This window comes from Rhodococcus sp. BP-332, from assembly GCF_019836065.1.
GTDB lineage: Bacteria > Actinomycetota > Actinomycetes > Mycobacteriales > Mycobacteriaceae > Rhodococcoides.
In genome coordinates this window covers 231,551-256,539 of record NZ_JABUEC010000002.1, presented here as the reverse complement: position 1 = coordinate 256,539, position 24,989 = coordinate 231,551, and the positions used below count along the sequence as shown (strand labels likewise).

Genomic DNA, 24,989 nt, shown 5'->3' with positions numbered 1-24,989 from the left:
CGGCTCGGGGAATCTAGACTGTTCCTCCGTGTCGACGCCCAAGATCGTGCTGTTCTACGTGTTCACGCCGCTTCCGGACCCCGAGGCGGTCCGGCTGTGGCAGCACACCCTGGCGTCCGCACACGGGCTCACCGGCCGGATCATCGTCTCCCCGCACGGCATCAACGCGACGGTGGGCGGCGACGTCCGCGCGGTCAAGAAGTACGTCCGCGGCACTCGTGAGTACGCGCCGTTCGCGGCCGCGGACGTGAAGTGGTCGGACGGCCGCGGCGACGACTTCCCCAAGCTCAGCGTCCGGGTGCGTCCAGAGATCGTGACCTTCGGAGTACCGGACGAACTCCACGTGACCGCGGACGGCGTCGTGGGAGGTGGCCGGCACCTCGCACCCGAGGAGGTGCACGACCTGGTGGCCGAGCGGGGGGACGACGTCGTCTTCCTCGACGGCCGCAATGCCTTCGAGGCCGCGATCGGACGTTTCGACGGCGCTGTGGTTCCGGACGTCGAGAACACGCGAGAGTTCCTGGCGCAGTTGGATTCCGGGGTGTTCGACCATCTGAAGTCGAAGCCCGTCGTCACCTACTGCACCGGGGGCGTGCGATGTGAGGTGTTGTCCTCCTTGATGCGCTCGCGCGGCTTCGAGGAGGTCTACCAGCTGGACGGCGGCATCGTGCGGTACGGCGAGCGGTACGGGGACGACGGGCTCTGGTCCGGGTCGCTGTACGTGTTCGATCAGCGCGGCACCGTCTCGTTCTCCGACCACCCGGCCGTCATCGGAACCTGTTCACGCTGCGGTGTTCCCACCTCGCGGTACCTCGACACGGACGACGGCCACGGTCGTGGGTTGGCTCTGGTCTGTACCGAGTGCGTCCCCACGTGACCGTGCCGTTGCCGTTCCGGGACGGCCTCGCACCGCTGCGGCATCGGTTGCCCCACGGCGAGCATCCGGCGACCACGCTCGAATATCTGGAGAGCGTGCTGCCCGGCGACGCGTGGCGGGCGACGATGGCGGCGGGGGAGGTGGTCGACGAGCGCGGCCGCCCGTACAGCGAGGACACGGCCTATCGCGCCGGTGCCGTCGTGCACTTCCACCGGATCCCGGAGCCCGAGGTGCCGGTTCCCTTCGAGATGGAGATCCTGCACGTCGACGACGCGATCGTCGTCGTCGACAAGCCCCACTTCCTCGCGACCATCCCGCGCGGGCGTCACATCACCGAGACCGCGACGGTGCGGCTGCGGCGGCTCTTCGACGAACCGGACATCACGCCGGCCCATCGGCTCGACCGCGCCACCGCGGGAGTCCTGATGTTCACCAGAGCAGTCCGATTCCGCCGGGCGTATCAGGACCTCTTCGTCGACGGGAGCGTGGACAAGGAGTACGAGGCCGTCGCCGGATTCGACTCCGGCCTCACCTTCCCGCGCAGTGTCGAGAGCCGGATCGTCAAGGAACACGGCGTCATGACCGCGCACGAGGAACCGGGTGAGCCGAACAGCGAGACACGGGTGGAGATCATCGAGAGGGTGGGCGACGCGGCGCGCTACCGGCTCTTCCCTCGCACGGGCAAGACGCATCAGCTGCGCCTGCATCTCTCCTCGCTCGGCATCCCGATCCACGGCGACCCGTACTACCCGACGTTCACGTCCGTGGCGCCCGACGACTTCTCGACACCCCTGCAGTTGCTCGCGCGCCGGTTGAGCTTCACCGATCCGCTCACCGGCGACCCCCGCACCTTCAGCTCACGGAGAGAACTCTCCGCTACATGAGCCCGTTGGGGTCGTCCACCTCGACGTCGTGGCCGTCGCCGCGCAGTCGCTCGATCAGCTCACCGAGCAGCCGTACCGCAGCTCCGTTGACCGCTCGGGCGGGCTCGAGCTCGAAGCCAATGCGTGTCGGCTCGTCCGGAAGGTCGGCCAGGACGCGGCTCATGATGTTCTCCGCGCCGGCGAACCGGATGTCGCCCTGCAGCTCGTACACCGTGCGGCCGTCCTCCTCACGGGCCCGGCGCACCGCGGAGTGACCGGACGGGGCGATGTCCATCATGTGCAGATCCATGTCCCGCGACAGTCGCTCGAACACCTCGACCCCGCGCACGCTGTTGCCCCGGTCGTCGAGTCGTGGGGAGTGGACGGCGATCCCGAGCTGACCGGGCAGCACCCCGATGATCGCGCCGGACACACCGCTCTTCGCGGGAATGCCGACGTTCGCGATCCAGTCGCCCGTGCCGTCGTACATCCCGCACGTGGTCATGGTCGAGAGCACCTGTCGCACGACGGCGGACGTCGCCACCCGCTCGCCGCTCTCGGGATGGACACCGCCGTTCGCCATCGTCGCGGCGAGCATCGCGAGATCGGGTGTGGTGACGTCGATGCTGCACTGCCTGGCGTACCCGGTGACGACCTCGTGTGCATCGCACTCGAGGACCTTCACCGAGGCGAGCATGTGGGCGAGCGCCAGGTTCCGGTCGCTCGACTCCATCTCGGCGTCGAACACGTCGTCGTCGATCGAGAGGTCGCGGCCGACGAACGCGGAGTGCAGCGCGAGGATCCGGTCGACGCGATGCTCGACGTCACGCCCCTCGACCAACGAGTGTGCCGCGATGGCACCGGCATTGATGAGCGCGTTGCGCGGGCGGCCGGTGTCGCGTTCGAGCGAGATCTCGTTGAACGCGTCGCCCGACGGCTCGACGTCGATCTTGCGGTGCACGGCGTCGAGCCCACGGTCGGCCAGCGCGAGGGCGTAGGTGAGTGCCTTGGAGATGGACTGGATCGAGAAGGACGAGTCCACGTCGCCGGCGCAGTAGACCGTGCCCTCGACGGTGACGACGGCGACCGAGAACACGTCGGGGTCGGCCTCCGAGAGGATGCGGTTGCCCGTGAGGACCTCGCCGCCGTCCGAGTCCCGGCAGTCGCGCAGCACGGCCTCCAGGTAGTCGGTGATCGGTGACGTCACCGTGGCAGCCACTCGACGTGCGCGCGCCGGAGGATGTCGTCGGGAGTGACGGCGTGCAGTGCGTCCAGGTAGGCGACCGCGAACGAGCCGGGCGCGGTGGCGGTCTCGGCCGCGATGTCGGCGGCGACCGTCGCGTGCGTGTGGGCCGCGATCGTCGCGACTCCGTGGTCGTCGACCGCGGCGCAGTACGCGGCGACGAGAGCTCCGAGCGAACACCCGGTTCCGGTCACCTTCGTCATGAGGACGCTGCCGCCGTGCACCGTCGCGAGTCCGCCCTCGTGGGCGATGTGGTCGATCGCCCCACTCGCGGACACCGCTGTCGAGTAGGCGAGCAGGCCACGTGCGGCGTCGGCGGCGTCCGCCGGATCGTCCGAGCTGTCCACGCCGCGTCCGGACCCGTTCCGCTCGTCGGTGTCGAGTCCGGTCAGGCGGTGGAGACCGATGATCTCGGAAGCGTTTCCCCGCACGGCTGCGGGTCGGTGCTCGAGAAGGTCGCGGGCGAGTGCACCGCGCCACGGCAGTCCACCGGCAGCGATGGGGTCCAGCACCCACGGGGTGCCCGCAGCCGCGGCGGCCGCCGCGGTGGCCAGGTACACCTCACGCAGCTGCGGCTGGGGCGTGCCGAGGTTGATCAGCACCGCGTCGGCCACCCCGGCGAACAGCGCCGCCTCGTCCTCGTTGTCCACCATGGCCGCACTGGCACCGGCGGCGAGGAGCACGTTCGCGGTGAAACCCGCTGTGACGTAATTGGTCACGGCGTGGACGAGGGGCGCGCGGTCACGCAGCGCGACGAGCGCGTCGGCCACGGAGGTCGTCGGGTCGGTCATGAGACGGGTATACCCGCTCGGTGCTTCGCGTCACCTCACGCGGTACCGGTGGCGCATGGTCCCCGGTGTGTTGTAGCCTTATCGCAGCTGACAGGTCGTAGTTTTTGTGTGTTCGTGTTCATGCACGCTCGCTGGGAACTTGTAGTTGCGAGCGTGTGCGTCTTTCTGAGGAAACTCGGAGTTCGTCACGTTCAGTGCCGGCCCGGGTTTCACACGGTGTGAAACTCGAAGTATCAGCTGTAGGGAGCAACACCATGACTCAGGGCACCGTCAAGTGGTTCAACGCCGAAAAGGGCTTCGGCTTCATCGCTCAGGAAGATGGACCTGACGTGTTCGTCCACTTCTCCGAGATCCAGGGCACCGGCTTCAAGAGCCTCGAAGAGAACCAGCGCGTCGAGTTCGAGGTCACCTCGGGCGCCAAGGGTCCTCAGGCGAGCGGCGTTCGCGCGATCTGATTTCGGAGTAACCCACCGAAATTTCACACTGGGGCCGGACACCGACAGGTGTCCGGCCCCAGTGGCATGTCCGGGGGTGGGTCGCACACAGGTTTTCGGGCGGACGCTCGGCGCTCGTCCGACGCTCGGGTTAATGTTCCATCACAGCCACGAGCGAAACGGAGCACACCCGTGCCGAACACCCTTTCCAGAGCAACACTCTCCACCGTCGCAGTCGCGAGCGCGTTCACCCTGGTCACCGCCTGTGGGTCAGCGCCGGAAGACAGCGCGAGCGGCGGATCCGACTCGGGTGACTTCACCCCGTGCATGGTCTCCGACTCCGGCGGCTTCGACGACAAGTCCTTCAACCAGCTGAGCTACGAGGGCCTGCAGACCGCGGCCGGCGAACTGAACGTCGAGCCGATCACGGTGCAGTCGAACTCCCCGACGGACTACACGCCCAACCTGAACAACCTCGTCGATCAGGGCTGCGGACTGGTGGTCACGGTCGGTTTCGCGCTCGCGGACGCCACCAAGGAAGCCGCGGAGCAGAACACCGACGTCAACTTCGCCATCGTCGACGACTCGTCCATCGAACTGGACAACGTCAAGCCGCTGACCTACGACACGGCGCAGTCCGCGTTCCTCGCCGGCTACGCCGCAGCGAGCTACAGCAAGACCAACACTGTCGGTACCTTCGGCGGATCGCAGTTCCCCACCGTCACCATCTTCATGGACGGCTTCGCCGACGGTGTGAAGTACTTCAACGAGCAGAAGAACCGCGACGTGCGCGTCATCGGTTGGGACGTCGACGCCCAGAACGGCTCCTTCACAGGTGGATTCGAGGCGAACGAGGTCGCGAAGAACACCGCGCAGGGCCTCATCGACCAGAACGCCGACGTCATCTTCCCGGTCGGTGGTCCGATCTACCAGTCCGCTGCCCAGGCCATCCGTGACGCGAACCGTCCGATCGCGCTGATCGGCGCCGACGCCGACGTGTACGTCTCCGACCCGTCGGTGTCCGACCTGGTGCTCACGTCGGTGACCAAGGGCCTCGCCACCAGTACCGAGGAAGTGGTCAAGGCGGTCGGCGACGGCTCCTTCGACAACACCCCGTACGTCGGCACGCTCGAGAACGACGGTGTCGGCATCGCGCCGTTCCACGATTTCGAGTCGCAGGTCGATCCGGCTCTGCAGGGTGAACTCGACACGATCCGCGCGGGCATCATCGACGGATCGATCACGGTCACGTCGCCCTCGTCGCCCAACTGACGATGGCGTCGAACGACACCGCGTCCACGCTCGACAGCAGCCCCGGGCACGACCTGCCGAAGCTCGAACTCCGGGGCATCACCAAGCGTTTCGGTTCCCTGGTCGCCAACGACCACATCGATCTGACCGTCGAGGCGGGGGAGATCCACTGCCTGCTCGGTGAGAACGGTGCCGGGAAGTCGACGCTGATGAACGTCCTCAGCGGCCTGTACCGGGCGGAGGAGGGCGAGATCCTCATCGACGGGGAGCGGCGCACCTTCGCCGGCCCCGGCGAGGCGATGACCGCCGGGATCGGCATGGTGCACCAGCACTTCATGTTGATCCCGGTGTTCACCGTCGCCGAGAACATCATCCTGGGCAACGAGAAGACGACGTTCGGCGGTCGCCTCGATCTCGACGCGGCTCGTGCGCTGGTACGGGAGGTGTCGGCCCGCTTCGGATTCGACGTGGATCCGGACGCGACAGTGGGCGATCTCCCGGTCGGCGTGCAGCAGCGCGTCGAGATCATCAAGGCGCTCTCCCGCGAGGCCGACATCCTGGTCTTCGACGAGCCGACGGCGGTCCTCACCCCGCAGGAGACCGACGAGCTGATGACGATCATGCGTCAGCTCGCCGAGGCGGGAACGGCCATCGTCTTCATCACGCACAAGCTGCGTGAGGTGCGCGTGGTCGCCGATCGCATCACCGTCGTCCGCCTCGGAAAGGTCGTCGGCCAGGCCGAGCCGACCGCCACCGACGGCGAACTGGCGTCCCTCATGGTCGGTCGCGACGTGCAGTTGCGCGTCGCCAAGGACCCGGCGCAGCTGGGGGATGCCGCGCTGGTCGTGTCGAACCTGACGGTTCCGGGTGCTGCCGGCCCGGTGGTGAACGACGTGTCCTTCGAGGTGCGCGCCGGCGAGATCCTGGCGATCGCGGGCGTGCAGGGCAACGGTCAGACGGAGCTCGCCGAAGCACTGCTGGGTCTGCATCCGGCGATGACCGGTCAGATCACGCTCGACGGTGCCTCGCTGGTCGGTCGCGACGTGAAATCCGTGCTCGACGCCGGTGTGGGTTTCGTTCCCGAGGACCGCACCGAGGACGGACTCGTCGGCGAGTTCACCATCGCCGAGAATCTCATGCTCGACCGGTCGCACGGCGGGCCGTTCTCCGCTCGTGGCAGCATCGTGCGGTCCTTCCTCCGGTCGTTCGCGTCGGAGAAGGTGTCGGAGTTCGACATCCGCACGCCGAGCATCGACACGGCCGTCGGCAGACTCTCGGGCGGTAACCAGCAGAAGGTCGTGCTCGCACGGGAACTCGGGCGCGATCTGCGCCTGCTCATCGCGTCGCAACCCACGCGCGGAATCGACGTGGGATCCATCGAATTCGTGCACAAGCGCATCGTCGCGACGCGGGACGCGGGCACCCCCGTCATCGTGATCTCGTCCGAACTGGACGAGGTGTCGGCGCTGGCCGACCGCATCGCGGTGATGTACCGAGGCACCATCGTCGGCATCGTGTCCGGCGACGCCTCACGAGAAGAGTTGGGACTGCTCATGGCCGGAGGCCACTCCACCGACGCGAACACCGAGGGAGCCGCGTGACCGCGACGGACACCGCGACGCCGCCGTCCACGTCCGAGTCGGTGCTGCGCAAGATCGCCAGTGGCAGTGTGCTGCTGTCCCTGCTGTCGGTCCTGATGGCGTTCGTCGTCGGCGCGATTCTCATCGCCGTCACCGATCCGCAGGTGCGTGAGACGGCGGGCTACTTCTTCTCACGCCCCACGGACATGCTCTCCGCGATCTGGGACTCGGTCTGGGGCGCCTACTCGGCGCTCTTCCAGGGCAGTGTCTACAACTTCCGACGGCCTCGGTTCGCGGACGGTATCCGTCCGCTCACCGAGACCCTCACCTTCGCCACCCCGCTGATCGCCGCGGGTCTCGGTGTCGCGCTGGCGTTCCGGGTCGGCATGTTCAACATCGGCGGCCGCGGCCAGATGCTGATCGCCGCCGCGTGTGCCGGCTACGTCGGGTTCACCTTCGACCTGCCGCCCTACGTGCACCTCATCGTCGCGATCCTGGCTGGTGTCGTCGGCGGCGCGCTGTGGGGCGGCATCGCCGGACTGCTGCGAGCGCGGACCGGCACGCACGAGGTGATCGTGACGATCATGCTCAACTACGTCGCGTTCTACCTGATCTCGTACCTGCTGCGCACTCCCGGCGCGCTGCAGGCACCCGGCTCCAACAACCCCAAGACGCCCGCGATGATGGACGACGCGATCCTGCCGTCGCTGTTCGGATCGAAGTACTCGCTGCACTGGGGCTTCGTCCTCGTCATCGCCGTGACCGCAGCTGTGTGGTGGTTGCTCGAGAGGTCGAGCGTCGGCTTCCGGTTCCGCGTCGTGGGGGAGAACGCCTCCGCGGCCCGCGTGGCCGGCATCAAGGTCGAGCGCGTGTACATCTACGCGATGGTCCTGTCGGGTGCTCTGGTCGGGCTCGCCGGTGTCGCACAGGTGCTCGGTACCGTCACCACGGGTTTCTCCGCTGACATCGACGCCGGCATCGGATTCGACGCCATCACGGTGGCACTGCTGGGGCGCTCGCGTCCGTGGGGTGTGTTCGCCGCCGGCATCCTGTTCGGAGCCTTCAAGGCGGGCGGCTTCGCGATGCAGGCCGCGGAGTCGATCCCCATCGACATCGTGCTCGTCGTCCAGTCGGTCATCGTCCTGTTCATCGCCGCGCCGCCCCTGGTGCGAGCGGTGTTCCGACTACCCGAACCTCGAGCGAAAGGGGTGAGCTGATGAGCACACTCGCCACGGCTCCTCCCGACGCCGGGTCCCGTCCCGCCGCCTCCTGGAAGCTTCCCGTCGTCCTGGGTGTCGTCACCGTCGTCGCGCTGCTGGCCTTCGGACTGCGGGGCGACAGCGGCACCAGCACGTTCTCCCTGGCCAGTGACAGCGACTTCGTCAGGTTGCCGGACGTGGGGCTGCCCGCGCGCGCCACGTGCATCGCGCTCGTGATCCTGCTCGCCGCCCTCACGCTGGTCAGTGCGATTCGCACCCGGGCGGGGCAGCGCACACCGGTGGCGGTCACCGCGGTGTTCGCCGTCGCGTTCGTCCTGCTGTTCCTCACGTGGTCCGCGGTGGGCGAGACCATTCCCGTGCCGGGGCTGCTCCTCGGAACCGTCGCCCTCAGCACGCCGCTGATCTTCGGTGCGCTCGGCGGCGTCGTCTCCGAGCGCGTCGGCATCATCAACATCGCCATCGAGGGCCAGCTCCTCGGCGGCGCGTTCGTCAGCGCGGTGGTCGCGACGCTCACCGGGTCGCCGTACGTCGGTCTCGCCGCGGCCCTCGTGGCAGGAGCCTTGGTGGGCAGCGTCCTCGCGGTGTTCTCCATCCGGTACTTCGTCAACCAGGTCATCGTCGGCGTGGTGCTCAACGTGCTCGTCGTCGGGCTCACCAGCTTCCTGTACTCCAAGGTGCTGGTCCCCAGCGCCGCGACACTGAACACGCCGCCGCGCTTCCCCCGCATCGAGATTCCGCTGCTCTCCCAGATCCCGATCATCGGTCCGGTGCTGTTCCGGCAGACGGTCATCGAGTACGTCATGTACATCGCTGTGGCGGCCGTGTTCGTCGGCCTCTTCCGCACGCGGTGGGGCCTGCGGTTGCGCGCGGTCGGTGAGCATCCGCGCGCCGCGGACTCCGTGGGTATCGACGTCGCACGCACCCGCTTCTGGAACGTCTGCCTCGCGGGCGCCATCGCCGGCATGGGCGGCGCGTACTTCACCCTGGGGTCGGTCGGTGCGTTCGGCAAGGAGATGACCGCGGGTGCCGGCTACATCGCCCTCGCCGCCGTGATCTTCGGACGCTGGGATCCCGTCCGTGCGACGTTGGCGGCCCTGCTGTTCGGATTCGCGTCCAACCTGCAGAACGTGCTGGGCATCATCGGCTCGCCGGTACCCAGCGAGTTCATGTTGATGCTGCCCTACGTGGTCACCATCCTGGCGGTCGCCGGGCTCGTCGGGAAGGTGCGTGGTCCCGCCGCGGCGGGCAGACCGTATCCCTGATCGGCGTCCGATGTTTGTCGGGCGCCGACAGCAGGGAACCCCCCTCCGTGGACGGTCGTACGGCCGCCCGTGCTCGAAGAAGGGACACCCGGAACTCATGTCACGCATCGCAGTCGTCGGCGGCCACGGCAAGATCGCCCTGAAGCTCGCGAAGATTCTGACCGAGAGTGGGCACCAGGTCACCTCGCTGATCCGCAATCCCGATCAGACCGCCGACATCGAGAAGACCGGCGCCACCGCCGTCGTCGCGGACGTCGAGGCGCAGACCACCCAGGAGATCGCCGGAACCGTGACCGGCCACGACGCCGTCGTCTTCGCTGCCGGCGCCGGGGGTGGCGATGCCGACCGCACGTACGCCGTGGACCGCGACGCCGCCATCCGCTGCATCGACGCGGCGTCCGCATCGGGCGTCCCGCGGTTCGTGCTGGTGTCGTACTTCGGTGCCGGACCGGATCACGGTGTCTCCCCGGACGACTCCTTCTACGCGTACGCCGAGGCGAAGGCCGAGGCCGATCAGCACCTGAAGAACAGCGACCTGTCCTGGACCATCGTCGCGCCGTCCGGCCTCACCGACGACGCCGGCACCGGCTCCATCACCACCAAGGAGCAGGGAGCGACGGGCGCCTCGGTCAGTCGCGACGACGTGGCCGCGGTGATCGCCACCGTGCTCGACACCCCGTCCACCGCCGGCCGCATGATCGAGTTCGACCAGGGCGAGACGCCCATCGCCGACGCGCTGAGCTGACTCCCGGTCGGAACGGTCACCGGGTGAGAGGCTGACCCGGTGACCGTTCGACTCTTCGCCACCGATCTCGACGGGACGCTGCTGCGCTCCGACCGGACCATCTCTGCGCGCACCGCTGACGCCATGGCGGCAGCGCGAGACGCGGGGATCGACGTGGTGTGGGCCACCGCCCGGGCTCGGCACTCCGTGCACGAGTTCGCCGAGCAGAGCGGTTTCCGCGGAATTGCGGTGTACGCCAACGGCGCCGTCCTCATCGATCTCGCCGACGGGACACCCGTGATCACCCAGACGGTGGGGATGGACGTCGCCGTCGGTCAGGCCGCGGTCGACCGGGTGCGCGCCCTCGTACCGGGAACCGTGGTCGCCGCGGTCGGACCCACCTCGTTCGTCGCGGAGACGGGATACGCCGCGTTGTGCGTGTTCTCCGACCATCACCGCGACCCGTCCACCATGGACACTGTCGTGGGTGGTGATTTCCCGTCCGACAGCGAACGGCCTCCGGCCTTCCCGTGGTTGCGGGAGGACATGGTGAAGATCGTCGCCCGCCACGCCACCGTGCCGAGCGTCGATCTCTACCGCGCGTTGCTCGCCGGCGGTGTCGACGATGTCTCGGTCACCCATTCCGGCGCGCCCTACGTGGAGATCGCCGCGCGCGGAGTGTCCAAGGCGACCGCTCTGGCGGCGCTGTGCGAGCGCCGCGGAATCGCACGGCGGGAGGTCGCGGCCGCCGGCGACGCACGCAACGATCTGGAGATGCTCGCGTGGGCCGGCACCGCGATCTGTCCGTCCAATGCCATCCCCGAGGTGCAGGCTCTCGTCGATCGGGTGGTCGCGAGCAACGACGACGACGGCATCGCGGAGTACCTCGAGGAGTTGGCACACCCCCACGTCGGTCAGGGTTAGGCTACCCTCAGCTGCATGACCGACGCAGCGACCAGCGAGCAGACCAAGGGCTGGCAGGGCACGGTCCTCAAGCTGATGGGCGGCTCGGACGTACTGCTCACCGTTCTCGCGGCGGAGGACGTCACCCCGCACTACCGTCGGTTGACGGTCTCCGCGGGTGGACTGTTCACGCGCAAGCCCGTGCATCCCACGATGTGGTTGCGCCTGTGGTTTCCCACCGACGACGGCAGTGCCTCGCTGCACCACCGTGCCTACACGGTCGTGAACCCGGACCCCGAGAACGACCGCTTCGACCTCGAGTTCGCGCTGCACGACGGTCCGGCCGCGCACTGGGCACGACGCGCCGCCCCCGGCGACACCCTCGAGGCGACCTTCCAGGGCTCGAAGTACGCGGTACCGGACCCGCTTCCCGCCGGGTACCTCATCGCGGGAGACAGCGCGGCACTTCCCGCGGTGAACTCGTTGCTGGCCGCTCTGCCCGACGATCTTCCCGTCACCCTGTGGCTCGAGACCGTGCACGACGGCGACGACGCGCTCCCGCTCGCGGCGACGAGCGCCACGCAGGTACATCGAGTACGACGGCGTGACGGCGGTGCCTCGATGGTGGAGGCCGTCTCGGCCGCAGCGTTCGACGCGTCCCGCCACGCCGCATGGGTCGCGTGCGACACGGTCACGACGCGCTCGATCGCGTCGATCCTGAAGTCCGACTACCGCGTTCCGCGCAGGTCGGTCAAAGCTCAGGGGTACTGGATTCCCTGAGCGTCACGTACGACGGGGGCTGTCAGGGACGACCGTGATACGTCTTGGCCGCGGTGGTGGACAGCAGGGCCACGATGACGAACCCCATCAGGCCGTTGACGATCGCGGAGCCGAACGCAGCGGTGATCGCTCCCGCGGCGAGGAACGGCAGCACGATGATCGCGACGACCACCAGTCCGGCGATCCAGCTGAAGAACGTGTTCGGTGACGGCACCGCCTGGAACAGCAGGAGCATGAACGCTCCGGCGAGGATCGCGGCGAGGGCGCCGTACACACCGGCGATCCAGGGATCCTCCAGTCCGTACATCCAGAACACGCTGGTTCCGGTTCGGTTGTAGACGGCCTGGACGATAGCCGTGGCCACCCATCCTGCGATGAACGTGGTGATGGCGGTGGCGACGACTCCGCCGATGAACGGGCCGACGTCGAACTTCAGTCCGGACGATGCGGGCTTCTGCGGCGCGTAGCGCTGACCACCGGGCTCGGCGTAGGGCTCCTGCCGACCGTAGGCCCGAGTGCGGTCGTCGTAGCCGTAGTTGCCGACGTCGCGGTTGTCGGAGTCGCGCGGGTAGCGATCGCTCATCTGCCCAGTCCTCTCGATCGGCCGCGCACGCGTCAGCGCCGCAGCGTTCAATGGCCCAACCCTAGCTGCGTGTACCCGTCACCGGTGGTACCGCACCGGCCCGTCGGATCTCGTCGTCGAGCGCCGCCGCGATGGTCTGGGCCGTGGCGGGCAGCACCGCCACCACGTCGGTCGCGTGCACCAGGTAGCGCCCGTCACCGAGCGCGTCGATCCACCGTCTGCCGGCGATCGCCTCGAGCGGGCCGTCGCCGCCGTGTCCCACGACGATCTCACCGAGCCCCTCCCGTGGCCCGTCGAGGATGTGGATCACGCGATCGCGGTCGGTGTCGCCACGCGAATCGTGCAGGTGGGACGACGGAGCGCGGACCACGTCGTCGCGGGACACGGACGACGGCGTCACCCGTCCCGCGCGGCGGTGGGGCAGCGCCGCCGTGAGGGTGTGGGTCATGCGCTCCGGTGGTACGGCGTGGACGTGGACCGTGCCGCCGGTGTCGGAGGTCGGTCCCGGGTCCTGGACCACCACGACGGCGAGCGGGAAGGCCGGAGGCCGGTCGGAATGGAGCGGGAAGGCCGGAGGCCGGTCGGAATGGAGCGGGAAGGCCGGAGGCCGGTCGGAATGGAGCGGGAAGGCCGGAGGCCGGTCGGAATGGAGCGGGATCGCGGAGTACGAGGTTGCGGCTCGGATGCGCACGCGTCGATCGCTCGACTCCACCCCGCAGGCGGTGACCTGGAGTCCGGGTCCGCCGAGCAGGGACGCGGCGGCCAGCAGCGATCGGTCACCGAGGCGGCGGCGGGCGGCCTCGCGTTCCGCACGCAGATCCGCGGCTGTGCGGGCGCGCGTGGTCCAGGAGAAGGGGAACGGCACTCGATCGCGGCCGATCCGGTCGAGAAGTACGGCGAACTCGAGTGACGTGAGGTGCCACGAGGCGACCCCCGTGGGAGCCGCTCGAACGATCACCCGATCACCGGGGGAGCGACGAGTGGGAGCTCCCCGACCAGGCGGTCGCCGTTGTCCGCCGTGACGAGGTACCCCGCCGTGGTGTGGTCGCCGTCCTGGTCTCCACCGGCGCGGCTCCCCGGCATCATTGCGCCCGGTCCGTAGGCCGCCGCGCGGGTGCCCGCGCCGGAACCGCCCGCGCCGGCTGAGGTCGCGCTCTGCAGGACGGGGCCGGTGGTACCGCCCGAGGGGCCGCGCCCGGACGAGGATCCCGGACCGAGTGTCCGCGCGCCCGACCCACCGGATCCCGCCGATGACCGCTGCCCTGCCGTCCCGTACCCGGCGGGGGTCGAGCCGCGCCCGAAGCCCGCGGGTGAAGTCAGGGCAGGCCGGGATCCCGACGGGCCGACCGGTGCCGTGCTCACGGGTGCGACACCCGACGGCGGAGCTGCGCCGTTCGGGGTGCTGCTCGTGCCTGCTCCCGCGGAGTTCTGGGCGGCGGCCGCAGGCTGTGGCCCTGCGACGGGCGTCGAGTCGCCGACCGACGCCGCCGTGGTCGGTGCGGGAGTCGCCGCGAGCGACGAGAGTGCCGTCGAACCGAGCGATGCGGCGTCGACACCTCCGCGCATGCCACCGGCCGCCGAGGACGAGGAACCCGACGCGGACCCGCTCGCCGGATCTCCCGGCGGCGTGAGCACCGGCACGCCGTGATCGGCTCGGACGGCGGTGGGGACGTAGGTGCCGTTCATGACCGCCACGGCCTCGGCGCGCCGCTCCTCCTCCTCGGCCATCATCGCGGTGATCGACCCGGCGGCGCCGACGGGTCCGAGGAACGCGGCCGTCATCGCGGTGCGCGCCCAGTCCGACGGTGTGAACGACTGTGGGGCGGGCATGGTGGCGCGGGTGAGCGCGAACCCGTCGCGGGACTGCTCGAGCTTGCCCGCGACGATGTCCATGAGGTCGAGGGTGCGCAGCGACTCGGTGCGGTACGTCGTGATCGCGGCGAGCGCGGAGTCGGCCGCGGCGCCCTGCCAGTCGGTCCCGAGCACGGCGCCGAGGTCGTTCCACAGGGTCCACACCAGTGCGGTCGCCCGGGTGTGGGCCTCGCGCCACATCGCGGCACCGGAATCGAGCAGCTCCGGCGTGAGTTCGGTGGTGTACGCGAACATCTCGGGGTGCGACATGCCGTCGAACGCCTCCGGGACCACGACGCTCGCGCCACTCGCCGTGTCGCCCACCCTGGACCTGTCGACGGCCTCGCGGGCGACCCGGACGGCGTCGTCGGCGTGGAACTCCGCCGTCAGTCGTGCCGCGGACTCCGCCGCGTCGCTGTCGTGTCCCGTCGCGAAGTCGGCCACCTCCGACGCCGCGTCCGAGATCGTCTCGCCCGCGGCACCGATCACCCCCGTGATGTCGAACCCCATGTTCGTGTCCTCCCCGACCGCGGTGCCACGATCCCCGTGACATTCGACGCGCGGACCGGCCGCACGGTTCCGCGTACGGTTGACGCGTCTCTCCCACGCGCGGCGATGCTCCTCGAGAGATCGCCGACGCTCCCGACACCGAAGGAACGTGCACCATGTCGGACCACTCAGTGCCGGGCGAGGTTCGCGAGAGCACTCCGTCCGGCGGGCCGCCCGTGGGCCGGCTCGCCGTCGTGACAGTCGTTCTCGCGATCCTGTTCGGGACGCCGCTGTGGACTCTCGCGTTCACCGGCGCGGACTGGCCGATCGCCGCGAGGATCATCGCGACGGTGGTCACGGTCGGTGCTGCCGCCGCACTCGTGGTCGGCATGGCGAAGGGGCACGGGCGGGCACACTCCGACCGGTGGGCGCGCATCGGGGACACCCTGCTCGGACTGGTGTGGATCGCGTTCGTGTGGTCGATCATCGGGCTCGTCGTACGGCTCGGGCTCGGCGTCGTCGGGGTCGACGATCCGCTGCGATCGCGCATCGTCGCCGGCGCCGTGCTGGCCGTCATCGTCGCGTTGGCGGTGTGGGGACGACGCGAGGCGATGCGGCTGCCGCGCACGAAGCACGTGACGGTGACGCTCGATCGACTCGGCGCCGGACTCGACGGGCTCCGCGTCGTCCTGGTGACGGACACGCACTACGGTCCGATCGAACGGTCCGTCTGGTCCTCCGACGTCGTGGCGGAGATCAATCGCCAGGACGCCGACATCGTCTGTCACGTTGGTGATCTCGCCGACGGGTCGGTGGAGCGTCGACGCGAGCAGGTGGCGCCCCTGGAACGAGTGCACGCGAAGTCGGCACGCGTCTACGTCACGGGCAACCACGAGTACTTCGGCGAGGCCCAGGAGTGGCTCGACCACATGATGTCACTGGGTTGGGACTCGTTGCACAACAGGCACATCACCGTCATGCGCGGTGGTGACAGGCTCGTCGTCGCCGGGGTGGACGACAGGACCGCGCGCGGGTCGGGCGAGGTGGGTCACGGCGCGGATCTGACCGCCGCGCTGGCGGACGCGGAACCGTCGCTGCCGATCTTCCTGCTGGCGCATCAGCCGAAGCAGATCGACGCGGCAGTGGCGGCGGGAGTGGATCTGCAGGTCTCCGGGCACACACACGGCGGGCAGATCTGGCCGTTCGGATTGCTCGTCCGACTCGATCAACCGGTCGTCCACGGCCTCAGCCGACACGGCGCCCGCACGCAGCTCTACACGAGCCGGGGCACGGGGTTCTGGGGTCCACCGTTCCGTGTCTTCGCACCGAGCGAGATCACCGTGCTGACGTTGCGGTCGAGCTCTCTGGTGTGACAGTCGTGGCGGCGCCGACGCCGGCCACCGCGTCCGCCCAGTGCCCGGAGCGGACCAGGGCAAGGGTGAGGAGGAGCCGGTCGTCCGGCGCGGTGATGGATCGGCCGGTCAGTTCCTCGACCTGATGAAGCCGATAGATCACCGTGTTCCGGTGGCAGTACAGCAGTTTGGCGGCGTTGGTGGGTGAACCGTCGGTGGCGAGGACGTGCGCCAGAGTTCGGAGCAGTACCTCCCGCTGCGCGGGCGGGTGTCCGTTCAGCGACCCGAGTGCGTGGGACACGACCAGATCCGAGATCTCGTCGTCGGCAGACATGACGATGTGGGGCAGTCGGTCCGTGGCCACCGCGGCGGGAGTGTCGCCGGCGCCGATGGTGGCCGCCGTGCGCGCGGCAGCTCGGTACGCGGCGGCGAAGGTCACGAGTCCGTCCGTCGACGCGGCGATGCCCACCGGTCCGACCGCGCGTGCGGCGAGAGCCTCCGCCACCGGGCCGAGGTCCGCCTTGGCCGGGCACACGACGCCGAACTGAACCCCGTCGCGAATGTGCCAGTGCGACAGTGATGTCACGCCGTCGACGGCGTCCTCCGGTGAGGTCAGGGGTGGGTCACCTCGCTCGGACAGCGGGCCCACCACGCACGCGATCCGATGCTGTGCGGTGAGCCCCAGTGTGTTCCGCGCATCGACGACGAACGAGGGATCGGCTCCGCGCCCGTCGCGCAAGCCGTCGAGAACGGCGAGGATCTTCGTGACGTCGCGCTGCTGCATCCGTGCGGTCTCACGCCGGTACGAGTCGACGAGAATCGTGTTCTGCGCATCGAGTGCGTGCCACAACCGTTGGCCGGCGACGAGAAGCAGTCGCGGCTCGAGCAGCCCGGGATTCGCGCCGCGAGCGTTGACGAGTTCCTCCCACAACGTTCGACTACCGAGGGTGTACGCCTTGAGCACGAGTTCCATGGGGATGCCCTGGCGCGCGCGTTCGCGACCCGTGCGCCGCCACACCTCGGTGTTGTCCTCGCTACCGTGCTGCGTGCCGCTGAGCTTGCGCAGCCCCAGACGGATGTGTTCCCGCGTGCTGCGACGGACCACGGCCGTGATGTCGGAGCCGGCCTGGAGATAGTCGGGGTCCTGCTCGAACAGGGCCAACGTGATGGAGTCGGCGATGGCGTCCGCCTCCGGGATCAGCGTCGCCCACGCGCGTTGGATCGCGGCTCGTTCCTCCGCCGACAGCCGTCCGCGGACAGGATGCAGCCCCGATCCACGGCCGATCGACGGCGACGCCATGCGCGCATTTTTGCGCACAGCGCCCGACGGTTCGAGCGGTTTGACCGAAATTGGTGCCCGCGGCATGACCCTTTTCGTGCGCGGAGACCATATCGCCGACTGTGCGGAGTGACCATAGTGAGTGCCACCGAGATGTGAGGTGGGCCACTGTGTCAACGATCGAGACCATGACCGAGTCCGTGTTCGAGCTGTCGTCCGTCACCGTGTCGTTCGGCGGCATCGTCGCCCTGTCGGACGTGGGACTCGATGTCCGACGAGGCGAGGTCGTCGGAGTCATCGGACCCAACGGGGCGGGCAAGACGACACTGTTCAACGTGGCGTGCGGCCTCGTCGCGCCGCAGTCGGGCACCGTGACCCGGAACGGCCGGGTGGTACGCCGGCTGAAGCCGACCGCGCTGGCGGCGCTCGGTATGAGCCGCACACTGCAGGGCCTCGGGCTGTTCGACCGGATGACCGTGGTGGAGAACGTCATGGTCGGTGCGGACCATCTCGCCCGGACCTCGATCGTCGCCGGGCTGCTCGGACTCGCTCGGAGCGGGGCCGACACCGCCGCGATCCGCGACCGGGCTCTGGCCACGTTGTCCGAACTCCGCATCGACGAGTACGCCGACCGGTACCCGCCCAGCCTGCCGTACGCGGTGCGCAAACGCGTCGCGCTCGCGCGGGCGCTGGTGGGGGAGCCGACGTTGCTGCTTCTCGACGAGCCGGCGTCGGGTCTGTCGAACGCAGAGATGGACGAGCTGGGTGAGCTGGTCCGCGGACTCACCTCGAGGATGTCGATCCTCCTGGTCGAGCACCACATGGATCTGGTCATGAGTGTCTGTGATCGGTTGGTGGTCCTGGACTTCGGGAAGGTCATCGCGCGCGGGACACCCGACACGGTGCGCGAGGATCCCGCTGTGCTCGCCGCCTACCTGGGGGACGAGGTGGACCGTGATGCGTGACGTCGTGCGGGACGAGGCGACCCGCGACGCCCTGACCGTGTCCGATCTGACGGTGCGGTACGGCGCCGTCACCGCGCTCGACTCCGTGTCGCTGCGGGTGCCCCGCGGCGCGGTCACCGCGGTGCTCGGGGCCAACGGTGCCGGCAAGACGACCCTGCTCCGGACGATCTCGGCGCTGCACCCGCCGGTGGCCGGCCACATCCGGATGGGCGAGGTCGACCTCGTCGGAGCGAGCCCGGAGTCGATGTCACGGCGTGGACTGTCGCACGTGCCCGAGGGCCGCGGGGTCATCGTCGAACTCACCGTGGAGGAGAACCTGCGGCTGGGGGCGTTGGGCCGCAACAGGTCCGCGGCCGCGGTGGGGATCGACCGCGTGCTGTCCATGTTCCCGGCTCTCGCGGACCGTCGGGCGTCGACCGCGCACACGCTGTCGGGCGGTGAGCGACAGATGCTGGTGATCGGGCGCGCCCTCATGGCGACCCCCACGATCCTGCTGCTCGACGAACCGTCGCTCGGGCTCGCTCCCCGCGTGGTGGCGCAGATCTTCCAGACGCTGCGTGACTCGGTCGACTCGGACGGCCTCACCGTCGTGCTGGTCGAGCAGAACGCCCGCAGCGCGCTGTCCATCGCCGAACACGCCGTCGTGCTGTCCCTGGGGACGGTGGCGCGGGAGGGTCCGGCGGCCGACCTCGTCGGCGACGAGGAACTCCGCCACGCCTACCTCGGCTTCTGACCACCCTCACGAAAGGACGACAGAGTGCAACAACTGCTCACCATCGTCATCAACGGAGTGACCAACGGGATGGTCTATGCCGCATTCGCTCTGGCACTCGTGCTGATCTGGCGCTCGACGCGCATCGTGAACTTCGCGCAGGCGCCGATGGCGATGATCACCACCTACGTGGCGCTCGTCGTGGTCGATGCCGGCTACTCCTACTGGGTCGGCTTCGCCGCCGCGCTCGTCTCCGGCCTCGTGCTCGGCGCGCTGATCGAGCGACTGATCATCCGGTACGTCGACAGCGCGTCGCACATCAATCCGGTGATCCTCACTCTCGGTCTCTTCATCGTGATCCACGCGGTGGCGGCACTGGTGTTCGGCAACCAGTTCCGGTCCTTTCCCGCTCCGTTCGGTCTCGACGGTCGGCGCATCGGGTCCGTGGACGTGGCGCTGACGGGCAACGACATCTACAAGGTAGTCGCGGTGCTGGTGGTGCTCGCCGCGCTGGTCGCGCTGTTCCGGTTCACCGATCTCGGACTCACGATGCGCGCCAGTGCTTTCAGCCAGGAGGTGTCGCGCCTGCTGGGAGTGCGCGTGGGCCGCATGCTCACGCTGGGATGGGCGTTGGCCGCGGTGGTCGGGTCGGTCGCGGGTCTGCTCATCGCCGGCGGGTCGCTGGTGCACCCCGGCTACATGGACTCCGTCGTGGTGTTCGGATTTGTGGCCGCCGTGCTCGGCGGTCTCGACAGCCCGGTGGGCGCCGTGGTGGGCGGACTGCTGATGGGCGTCGGGCTCAGTGCGGTCAGTGGCTACATCGGGCAGGACCTCGTGTCCTTCGCGGCGCTGGTCATCCTCATCGCGGTGTTGTTGTTGCGTCCCAACGGATTGTTCGCTGCCGCGGCAGCGAGGAGGGTCTGACATGACCGTGACGACGACCGACAGGCCCACCCCCTCACCCGCACGCTCGCGCGTCGCCCGCGTGGTGTCGACTCTGGTGCGGCGGCACCTGCTCGGCGCTCTGTTGGCCCTCGTCGTGGTGATTCTCGTGCTGGAGAGCGTCAGCACGTTCCGGCAGAGCCAGCTGACGTCGGTGGCGTATCTCGCGATCGCCGCGGCCGGACTGACCGTGCTCACCGGACTCAACGGTCAGCTCTCCCTCGGGCACGGCGCATTCATGGCGGTCGGCGCGTACACCGCGGCACTGATGTTGCGGGCGAACGAGTCCGGCTGGTCGGTGCCCCTGGTCCTGATCGCGGCCACCGTCGTGGCCGGTCTGGTGGGGGTCGTCGTCGGGGTCGCCGCGGCGCGATTGCACGGGCCCTACCTGGCCGGCGCGACGTTGGCGCTCGCCGTCGCCGTCCCTGGTCTCGCGCTGTACTTCTCGGAGTATCTCGGGGGCGAGCAGGGTCTCATCGTGCCCAGTCCCGACGTGCCGTCCGCGCTCGACGACATCGCCTTCTTCGTCACCGGAAACGAGCTGACGTCCACGAAGTTCGTGGCCTACGTCGGGTGGTTCCTGCTCGTGCTGGTGTTCTTCCTGCTGGCCAACGTGTCGTCGAGTCGCGTCGGACGGCGTTGGCGCGCCGTGCGTGACGACGAGGTGTCGGCCGAGATCGCGGGGATCGACCTCGGGCGGGCACGGGTGCTGGCCTTCGTGGTCAGTGCCGCGTGTGCCGGTGCTGCCGGGGCGATCATGGCGATGGCCTCCCGCATCGCCGCGCCGAGCGGGTTCACGCTGGTGTTGTCCCTGACCCTGCTCTCCGCTGTGGTCATCGGCGGACTCGGTTCGCTGACAGGCGCTCTCATCGGTGCCGCGCTCCTCACCTACATCCCGCCGGTGGTGACCAACCTCGGCCTCGACGCCGGATTGAGCAGCCTGCAGGCCGCGGAACTCGCGCCTCTGGTCACCGGCATCTTCACCGTGGTCGTGATCCTCTTCGCGCCACTCGGACTGGTCGGCACGGTCCGCGGTCGTCTCGTACAGCGTCGTTTGAAGAGAGAAGGAGTTCGATGAACAGGATCCGAACATGGGCGCAGCGGGGCACCGCTCTCGCTGCGGCCGTCGTACTGGTGGCCTCGTGCGGTGCGGGTGGCCGTGAGGAGGCGGAGGAGTCCACGGAGGGCTCGACCGTCGGGATCACCGACACCTCGGTGAAGATCGGTGCGCACTATCCCCTGACGGGAGTCGCCGCTCCCGGGTACAGCGAGATCCCCACGGGCGCCAAGGCCTACTTCGACTACGTCAACGCCGCCGGCGGGGTGAACGGTCGGCAGATCGAGTACCTCGTGCGTGACGACGCGTACGACCCGACCACCACCACGCAGGTGGTCAACGAGCTGGTCCTGCAGGACGAGGTGTTCGCGATGGTCGGCGGTCTGGGCACCGCGACACACAGCGCGGTCATCGACTTCCTCAACGAGGAGGGCGTCCCCGATCTGTTCGTGTCCTCGGGCGCGATCATGTGGGGCAACGATTCGGCCAAGTACCCCAACACCTTCGGGTGGCAGCCCGACTACCAGGTCGAGGGCAAGATCATCGGCGACTGGGTGCAGAAGAACCGGCCGGACGCCAAGGTGGGCCTGTTCCTGCAGGACGACGACCTCGGCCGCGACAGCGAGGCCGCGGTGCGCCAGTACCTCGAGGATCAGATCGTCGGCGTCGCCCGCTACACGTCCGGCAACACCGACGTCGCCCCGCAGATCGCGTCCCTCCAGGCGGCGGGTGCCGATCTGATCCTGGGCTTCAACGTCCCGTCGTACACCGCACTGAGCCAACTGGTCTCCCGCCGACTGAACTACACGCCCGAATGGTTCTACAGCTCCATCGGTTCCGACGTGGACCTCGTCGGGTCGCTGCTCGGACGCTTCTCCCAGGGCGCGGTGACCGACGGCGCCTCGTCGCTCGAGAACATGATCTCCCTCGAGTACATCCCCGGCATCGACTCGCCGGACAACCCGTGGACGCAGTTGTGGCAGAAGGTGTGGGCCGCCAACGGAACCGGTGAGGAGCTGACCAACTACCGCATCTACGGCATGAGCCACGCCTACGCCTTCGTGCAGGCGCTGCAGGCCGCGGGCGAGAACCCGACCAGGGAGTCGATCGTGGCGGCGCTGCAGTCGCAGGGCAAGGACCTGCCCGGCCCTCAGCTCGCCCCGTTCCGCTACTCCGAGGACAGTCATCTCGGTATCTCCGGTGCCAGCGTCTACAAGATCACGAACGGCAAGCCGGAGAACCTGACCCCGGTGCTGGTCACGGACATCGGCGACTCGGCCGTCGAGGAGTACACCGGTGAGGAGGCGACCCCACCGGAGAGCGGCATTCCCGACACCCAGCCGGCCGGATGACCCGGTCGGCGGGATGACGGTGGCGGGGGCGTCGACACGCCCCCGCCGCGGGTCAGTGACGCTCTGCCGACCCCCACGTCCAGTCCTTCACCTCGGGCATGTCCTCGAGATGCTCGACGACGTAGGACCGGTGACGTTCCAACTGGTTCCGACAGTGATCGGCCAGATCGGCACCGTGTTCGGGCACGCGTCGCGCACGTCGCAGCGCGTCGAGGACGAGGTGGTATCGGCTCATCTCGTTGACGACCACCATGTCGAACGGCGTGGTGGTCGTTCCCTGCTCGCGGAAGCCGTGCACGTGGAATCGGGAGGCACCGGCGCGTCCGTGCAGGAGTTCGTGCACCGCGCGCGAGTAGCCGTGGAAGCCGAAGACGACGTCGGTGTCCGCCGTGAAGAGGTCCACGAACGTCTCCTCGGGCATGCCGTGCGGGTGGTCGCGCACCGGCATCAACGCCATCAGATCGACGACGTTCACCACCCGCACCCGAAGATACGGAACCCAATCGCGGAGCAGTTCGGCTGCGGCGAGGATCTCCTGTGTCGGAACGTCACCGGCGCTCGCGAGCACGATGTCGGGACTGTCCGGGACCTCGGGCCGGTCGGCGGTGCTCGCCTCGGTGCCCGCCCACTCCCAGATCGACGCTCCCCGGGCGCAGTGTTCGTGTGCCTCGTCTAGCGTGAGGTACTGCAGGTGCTCCTGCTTGTCCACGACGATCAGGTTCACGTGGTCCCGGCTGCGCAGGCAGTGGTCGGAGATGGACAGCAGTGTGTTGGCGTCCGGGGGCAGCCACACGCGCACCACCTCGGGGGACAGCGGGATGGCGGCGTCGATCATGCCGGGGCCCTGGTGGCTGAAGCCGTTGTGGTCGTTGCGCCAGCACGTGCTGGTCAACAGGATGTTGAGCGACGCGACGGGTTCGCGCCACCGCAGGTCGCGGGCGTGCTGGAGCCACTTGACGTGCTGGATCATCATCGAGACGCTGACCATCGCGAACGCCTCGTAGCTCGCGAACAGTCCGTGCCCGCCCGCGAGCAGGTACCCCTCGAGCCATCCTTGGCACAGGTGCTCGCTGAGCACCTCCATCACCCGTCCGTCCGCAGACAGCGCCGTGTCCCACTCGGTGGTGGGCAGTTGCCAGCAGCGGTCGGTCACGTCGAACACGGCGTCGAGACGGTTACTGGCCGTCTCGTCGGGACAGAAGAGCCGGAAGGATCCGCCGCCGTCCTCGGTGGTGTTGCGCGAGTAGATGTCTCGGAGCAGCTCGCCGAGCACCTTCGTCGTCCCGTGGAACGTGGTGCCGGGTGCGGGTATGTCCAGGGCGTACGTGTCGAGGGTCGGAATGGTCAACGGTGTGAGGAGTCGTCCGCCGTTGGCGTAGGGCGTCGATCCCATGCGCTTGTCACCCGACGGAGCGAGGTCGGCCAGCTCCTCGACCAGGGTGCCGTTCTCGTCGAACAGTGTCTCGGGCCGATAGGACGACAACCAGTCCTGCAGGAGTCGGAGGTGCGCGGGATTGTCGCGCACTCCGGACAGCGGAACTTGGTGCGCCCTGTTCGTTCCCTCCACGAGAACCCCCTCCACCTCGTGCGGACCGGTCCATCCCTTGGGTGTGCGCAGCACGATCGCCGGCCAGCGCACGCGATCACCGGACCCGGAGCGGGCGGCGCGCTGTGCCTCGCGGATCGTCTCGTGTGCGTTCCTGATCGCCTGCTCCAGATCGCGGAACACCAGGTGCGGATCGTCGCCCTCGACGACGACGGGCGCCCAGCCCTGCCCCGAGAGATGGTGTGCGACATCCTCGTCGGAGGTCCGGCCGAGGACCGTCGGCCCCGCGATCTTCGCACCGTTGAGGTGCAGGATCGGGAGCACCGCGCCGTCGCGGCGCGGGTTCAGGAAGGCCGGAAGCTTCCACGACGCCGACAGCGGCCCGGTCTCCGCCTCACCGTCTCCGATGACGCAGGCGACGGTGAGGTCCGGGCGGTCGAAGGCGGCACCCGCGGCGTGCACGAGTGCGTAGCCCAGTTCGCCGCCCTCGTGGATGCTGCCGGGTGTGGGCACGCTGACATGGCTCGGAATGCCGCCGGGCGAGGAGAACTGGCGGCACAGCACTCGCAGTCCCTCTGCGTCGCGGGAGACCTTCGGATAGATCTCGCTGTACGTGCCCTCCAGATATGTCGACGCGACGAGTGCGGGACCGCCGTGGCCGGGACCGGTGACGTAGAGCCAGTCGGTGTCGGTGCGTCGGATGTGCCGGTTGAGAATCGTGTAGATCATCGACAGGCCGGGGCTCGTGCCCCAGTGCCCGAGAAGCCGGGGCTTGATGTGCTCCGTCCGTAGCGGTTCCCGGAGCAACGTGTTGTCCTGCAGGTAGATCTGCGCGACGGTCAGATAGTTCGCCGCGGCCCACCAGCGCAGGTCGAGCTCCAGGTCGTGATCCTCGTACGGCATGTGCGGTCCTCTCCCGACCGGGCGGCCCCG

Annotated in this window: 23 protein-coding genes; 16 read left to right on the top strand and 7 right to left on the bottom strand. The window is 68.9% G+C overall.

Annotation, left to right across the window (positions count from 1 at the left end; translation table 11 throughout):
• Nucleotides 1-28 precede the first annotated feature (28 nt).
• Nucleotides 29-877, top strand: coding sequence for a rhodanese-related sulfurtransferase (locus HQ314_RS06990; protein ID WP_222649699.1), 849 nt, complete (start codon nucleotides 29-31; stop codon nucleotides 875-877).
• Complete coding sequence (locus HQ314_RS06985; RefSeq protein WP_222649698.1) at nucleotides 874-1,761, top strand: pseudouridine synthase; 888 nt, start codon at nucleotides 874-876, stop codon at nucleotides 1,759-1,761. Before HQ314_RS06990 ends, HQ314_RS06985 begins: the two co-directional genes overlap by 4 nt.
• On the opposite strand, the gene glsA is transcribed toward HQ314_RS06985, so the two are convergent.
• Nucleotides 1,754-2,947 (bottom strand): glutaminase A, encoded by a 1,194-nt coding sequence (glsA, locus tag HQ314_RS06980; protein WP_222649697.1) that lies wholly within the window; start codon nucleotides 2,945-2,947, stop codon nucleotides 1,754-1,756. The genes HQ314_RS06985 and glsA overlap by 8 nt on opposite strands.
• Nucleotides 2,944-3,774, bottom strand: a complete 831-nt coding sequence (gene thiM / locus HQ314_RS06975) for a hydroxyethylthiazole kinase (protein WP_027504729.1) — start codon at nucleotides 3,772-3,774, stop codon at nucleotides 2,944-2,946. The genes glsA and thiM overlap by 4 nt, the downstream gene beginning before the upstream one ends.
• Nucleotides 3,775-4,028: 254 nt before the next feature.
• On the opposite strand from thiM, the gene HQ314_RS06970 reads away from it, so the two are divergent.
• The 8 genes from HQ314_RS06970 to HQ314_RS06935 all read left to right on the top strand — a co-directional run bounded on the left by HQ314_RS06970 (nucleotide 4,029) and on the right by HQ314_RS06935 (nucleotide 11,928).
• Nucleotides 4,029-4,229, top strand: coding sequence for a cold-shock protein (locus HQ314_RS06970; RefSeq protein WP_027504730.1), 201 nt, complete (start codon nucleotides 4,029-4,031; stop codon nucleotides 4,227-4,229).
• Nucleotides 4,230-4,400: 171 nt separating this feature from the next.
• Nucleotides 4,401-5,480 (top strand): BMP family protein, encoded by a 1,080-nt coding sequence (locus HQ314_RS06965; RefSeq protein WP_037184768.1) that lies wholly within the window; start codon nucleotides 4,401-4,403, stop codon nucleotides 5,478-5,480.
• A gap of 2 nt (nucleotides 5,481-5,482) precedes the next feature.
• A complete protein-coding gene (locus HQ314_RS06960) occupies nucleotides 5,483-7,060 on the top strand; it encodes an ABC transporter ATP-binding protein (RefSeq protein WP_222649696.1) in 1,578 nt (525 codons plus the stop codon).
• The gene (locus HQ314_RS06955) at nucleotides 7,057-8,256 is read left to right on the top strand and encodes an ABC transporter permease (protein WP_308119292.1); all 1,200 of its coding nucleotides are present in this window, start codon (nucleotides 7,057-7,059) and stop codon (nucleotides 8,254-8,256) included. Before HQ314_RS06960 ends, HQ314_RS06955 begins: the two co-directional genes overlap by 4 nt.
• Nucleotides 8,256-9,521 (top strand): ABC transporter permease, encoded by a 1,266-nt coding sequence (locus HQ314_RS06950; protein ID WP_222649695.1) that lies wholly within the window; start codon nucleotides 8,256-8,258, stop codon nucleotides 9,519-9,521. Before HQ314_RS06955 ends, HQ314_RS06950 begins: the two co-directional genes overlap by 1 nt.
• Nucleotides 9,522-9,618: 97 nt before the next feature.
• Nucleotides 9,619-10,266, top strand: coding sequence for an SDR family oxidoreductase (locus tag HQ314_RS06945; protein WP_027504733.1), 648 nt, complete (start codon nucleotides 9,619-9,621; stop codon nucleotides 10,264-10,266).
• 39 nt (nucleotides 10,267-10,305) lie between these two features.
• Nucleotides 10,306-11,169, top strand: coding sequence for an HAD-IIB family hydrolase (locus HQ314_RS06940; RefSeq protein ID WP_222649694.1), 864 nt, complete (start codon nucleotides 10,306-10,308; stop codon nucleotides 11,167-11,169).
• 15 nt (nucleotides 11,170-11,184) lie between these two features.
• The gene (locus HQ314_RS06935; RefSeq protein ID WP_222632959.1) at nucleotides 11,185-11,928 is read left to right on the top strand and encodes a siderophore-interacting protein; all 744 of its coding nucleotides are present in this window, start codon (nucleotides 11,185-11,187) and stop codon (nucleotides 11,926-11,928) included.
• Nucleotides 11,929-11,950: 22 nt separating this feature from the next.
• Here the strand turns inward: HQ314_RS06935 and HQ314_RS06930 are convergent, their stop codons facing one another.
• The 3 genes from HQ314_RS06930 to HQ314_RS06920 all read right to left on the bottom strand — a co-directional run bounded on the left by HQ314_RS06930 (nucleotide 11,951) and on the right by HQ314_RS06920 (nucleotide 14,872).
• The gene (locus tag HQ314_RS06930) at nucleotides 11,951-12,511 is read right to left on the bottom strand and encodes a hypothetical protein (protein WP_051613116.1); all 561 of its coding nucleotides are present in this window, start codon (nucleotides 12,509-12,511) and stop codon (nucleotides 11,951-11,953) included.
• A gap of 61 nt (nucleotides 12,512-12,572) precedes the next feature.
• Entirely contained in the window at nucleotides 12,573-13,469 is an 897-nt protein-coding gene (locus tag HQ314_RS06925) for an ESX secretion-associated protein EspG (RefSeq protein WP_222649693.1), read from the bottom strand.
• On the bottom strand, nucleotides 13,466-14,872 hold the full coding sequence (locus HQ314_RS06920; protein ID WP_027504737.1) for a hypothetical protein: 1,407 nt from the start codon (nucleotides 14,870-14,872) through the stop codon (nucleotides 13,466-13,468). The genes HQ314_RS06925 and HQ314_RS06920 overlap by 4 nt, the downstream gene beginning before the upstream one ends.
• 155 nt (nucleotides 14,873-15,027) lie before the next feature.
• On the opposite strand from HQ314_RS06920, the gene HQ314_RS06915 reads away from it, so the two are divergent.
• Entirely contained in the window at nucleotides 15,028-16,224 is a 1,197-nt protein-coding gene (locus tag HQ314_RS06915; RefSeq protein ID WP_222649692.1) for a metallophosphoesterase, read from the top strand.
• Here HQ314_RS06915 and HQ314_RS06910 read toward each other — a convergent pair.
• Nucleotides 16,187-17,503, bottom strand: coding sequence for a CdaR family transcriptional regulator (locus tag HQ314_RS06910; protein ID WP_222649691.1), 1,317 nt, complete (start codon nucleotides 17,501-17,503; stop codon nucleotides 16,187-16,189). The genes HQ314_RS06915 and HQ314_RS06910 overlap by 38 nt on opposite strands.
• A 167-nt stretch (nucleotides 17,504-17,670) precedes the next feature.
• Between HQ314_RS06910 and HQ314_RS06905 the strand changes: the two genes are divergently transcribed.
• From HQ314_RS06905 to HQ314_RS06885, 5 genes are read left to right on the top strand one after another with little or no spacing between them, the layout of a single operon-like run.
• Complete coding sequence (locus tag HQ314_RS06905; protein WP_261775734.1) at nucleotides 17,671-18,447, top strand: ABC transporter ATP-binding protein; 777 nt, start codon at nucleotides 17,671-17,673, stop codon at nucleotides 18,445-18,447.
• Complete coding sequence (locus HQ314_RS06900; protein WP_222650047.1) at nucleotides 18,440-19,180, top strand: ABC transporter ATP-binding protein; 741 nt, start codon at nucleotides 18,440-18,442, stop codon at nucleotides 19,178-19,180. The genes HQ314_RS06905 and HQ314_RS06900 overlap by 8 nt, the downstream gene beginning before the upstream one ends.
• A gap of 24 nt (nucleotides 19,181-19,204) precedes the next feature.
• Complete coding sequence (locus HQ314_RS06895; protein ID WP_027504741.1) at nucleotides 19,205-20,083, top strand: branched-chain amino acid ABC transporter permease; 879 nt, start codon at nucleotides 19,205-19,207, stop codon at nucleotides 20,081-20,083.
• Between the two features lies 1 nt (nucleotide 20,084).
• Nucleotides 20,085-21,179 (top strand): branched-chain amino acid ABC transporter permease, encoded by a 1,095-nt coding sequence (locus HQ314_RS06890; protein WP_222649690.1) that lies wholly within the window; start codon nucleotides 20,085-20,087, stop codon nucleotides 21,177-21,179.
• Nucleotides 21,176-22,510: an ABC transporter substrate-binding protein gene (locus HQ314_RS06885; protein WP_222649689.1), complete on the top strand. Its 1,335-nt coding sequence runs from the start codon at nucleotides 21,176-21,178 to the stop codon at nucleotides 22,508-22,510. Before HQ314_RS06890 ends, HQ314_RS06885 begins: the two co-directional genes overlap by 4 nt.
• 52 nt (nucleotides 22,511-22,562) lie before the next feature.
• On the opposite strand, the gene HQ314_RS06880 is transcribed toward HQ314_RS06885, so the two are convergent.
• On the bottom strand, nucleotides 22,563-24,959 hold the full coding sequence (locus HQ314_RS06880) for a phosphoketolase (protein ID WP_222649688.1): 2,397 nt from the start codon (nucleotides 24,957-24,959) through the stop codon (nucleotides 22,563-22,565).
• Between the last annotated feature and the right edge of the window lie 30 nt (nucleotides 24,960-24,989).